1 protein-coding gene is annotated in these 2,683 nt (G+C 70.6%); it reads right to left on the reverse strand.

Annotated elements, in window-relative coordinates:
• Positions 1-2,666, reverse strand: a 2,666-nt coding sequence (locus ACZ5WG_RS40770) for a non-ribosomal peptide synthetase (RefSeq protein WP_468729699.1), incomplete at its 3' end; no start/stop codon positions are given.
• Positions 2,667-2,683: the final 17 nt, after the last annotated feature.

Raw genomic sequence — 2,683 nt, forward strand, 5'->3', positions numbered from 1 at the left:
CCGCCACTGCGCGCCGAATACGCCACCGTCAGATCACGCGCCAGCAGCGGAACCGACCACCCGTCCGCACTGATGTGATGCACCAGCACCAGCAGGACGCAGTCTTCGGGTCCGAGCTCGAACAGCCATGCCCGTACCGGAATCTCACCGGACAGGTCGAATCCGTAGCGCGCCGAGCCGGCCAGCCGGCCGGGCAGCGAGGCCTCGTCGGTGGACACGGTGGTCACCACCGGCCGTGCCGCCTCCGGCGGCAGGACCACCTGGTAGGGGCCGTCCGCATCCTCTGCGAAGACCGTCCGCAGGCTCTCGTGCCGGACCACCACGTCGTGCAGGGCGGCGGCCAGCGCGTCACCGTCCAGGGTGCCGGACAGGCGCAGCGACAACGGCATGTTGTAGGTCGCACTGCTCCCCTCCAGCTGGTTGAGGAACCACAGCCGGCGCTGGGCGAAGGACACCGGTACCCGGTCCGGGCGTACGGCTGTCCGCTCCACGCGTGCCCGCGCGCCGCCGTCCACTCCGTCCAGTGCGACGGCCAGCCCGGCGACCGTCGGGGTCTCGAAGAGCTGGCGTACCGCCAATTCGACGTCGAGGAGGGACCGGACACGGGAGGCGAGCCGGGCCGCGAGCAGTGAGTGGCCGCCCAGGTCGAAGAAGCTGTCGTCGATGCCGACGACGGGCACGCCCAGCACCTCGGCAAACAGCGCGCACAGCATGTCCTCGCGCGGCGACCGTGGGCGCCGTCCCCGCGGGGAGACGTCGAGTTCGGGTGCCGGCAGGGCGGCCCGGTCGATCTTGCGGTTCGTGGTCAGCGGCAGCGCCTCCAGGTGCACCACGGCCGTGGGCACCATGAACGCGGGGAGCCTCGTTCCCACGTAGTGACTCAGTTCGGCGCTGCTGGGGCGAGTGCCGTGGGCCGGTACGACGTAGGCGACGAGCCGCTTGTCTCCGGGCTGGACCTCGCGAGCCACGACCACCGCCTGGCCGACCGTGGGGTGCTCGGACAGTACGGCTTCGATCTCGCCGAGTTCGATGCGGAAGCCACGGATCTTCACCTGTGCATCGGCTCGGCCGACATAGGTGATGTTGCCGTCGGCAGCGCGCCGGACGAGGTCGCCCGTGCGGTACATGCGTTCGCCGGGCGTACCGAAGGGGTGGGCGACGAACCGTTCGGCCGTCAGGGCGGGGCGGTTCAGATAGCCGCGCGCCAGTTGGGCGCCCGCCAGGTAGAGCTCTCCCACCTCTCCGTCCGGTACGGGCCTCAGGCCTGCGTCGAGCACATGGGCCTGGGTGTTCCACAGCGGCCGGCCGATGGGGGGCACGTCGTCGCCCGAGAGGGGGGCGCTGGCCGTGGAGGCAACCGTCGCCTCGGTGGGTCCGTACACGTTGAGCATCCGACGGCCGCGCGACCAGTGCGCGGCAGTTTCCGCGGTGCAGGCTTCGCCGGCAACGAGAAGGGTGAGCTCGGGCGGCAGCCCGTCGTCCTCCAGGAAGGCGAGGGTCGCGGGAGGCAGCGTCGCGTGCGTGATTGCGTGGTCCCGCACGAACTGTGCCAGGGGTGCGCCCGGAGTCAGCCTCTCCGCAGGTGCCAGGATCACGGCTGCGCCGGCCAGCCAGGCCGGCCAGATGTCCGCGACGGCGGCGTCGAAACTCGGGGAGGCGAACTGGAGGAGCCTGCTGTCGGGGCGGATGTCCAGTCGGGCGATGTGGTCGGCCGACAGGTTCGGGACTCCTTGGTGGGTCACCACGACGCCCTTGGGACGGCCGGTGGACCCGGAGGTGTAGATGACGTACGCGGGGTGGGCGGGCCGCAGGGGCGCCGTCCGGTGCAGGTCCCGCAGGTTCCCCGTGTCGTACGCGTTCAGCGCTGCGGCGAAGCCGGGCTCGTCGAGTTCGAGTACGGACATCCCGTCCGGGACGGCGGAGCGTGTGCGGGTGACGGTCAGCACCGCCATGGGTGCCGCGTCGTCGAGCATGTAGGCGATGCGGTCCGCCGGGTACTCCGGGTCCACGGGCAGGTAGGCGGCTCCCGTCTTGAGCACGGCGAGCTGTGCGATCAGCATGTCCAGGGAGCGCGGCATCACGAGTGCCACGCGGGCTTCGGGGCCCACGCCCTGGTAGGTGAGGTGGTACGCGAGCTGGTTGGCCCGTGCGTTCAGTTCGGCGTACGTGAGGGTCTCGGCTTCGTAGGCAACTGCTTCGGCGTCCGGGGTCCGGTGTGCCTGGGCTTCGAAGAGCTCGGGCAGGGTGCCTTGCGGTACGTCGCGCGTGGGGCCGCTGCCCTGGGTGATGGCCCGGCGCCGTTCGTCGGCGCTGAGGAGGTCGAGGCGGCCGATGGGGAGGTCCGGGTCCGTGGCCAGGGCTTCGAGCACCCTGGTGTAGCGGGCCAGGATGTGTTCGGCTTCGGCCTCGTCGAAGAGGTCGGGCTGGAATTCGAGTCGCAGCCCGAGGTCCTCTCCGGGTATGGCCGCCAGGGACAGCGCGTAGTGGGTCGCGTCCCGGACGTCCACACCTGTGGCTTGCAGGCCGGCGGATTCCGCGAGGGCGCCGATTCCGGCGCTGTCGATCGGGTAGCTGGCGAACACCGTTGTGGTGTCGAAGAGTTCGCCGATACCGGCAAGCTCCTGAATCCGGGAAAGCCCCAGATAGTGATGCTCCAGCAACTCCACCTGCTCACGCTGCAGCC

Source organism: Streptomyces sp. NPDC032745 (assembly GCF_055579465.1).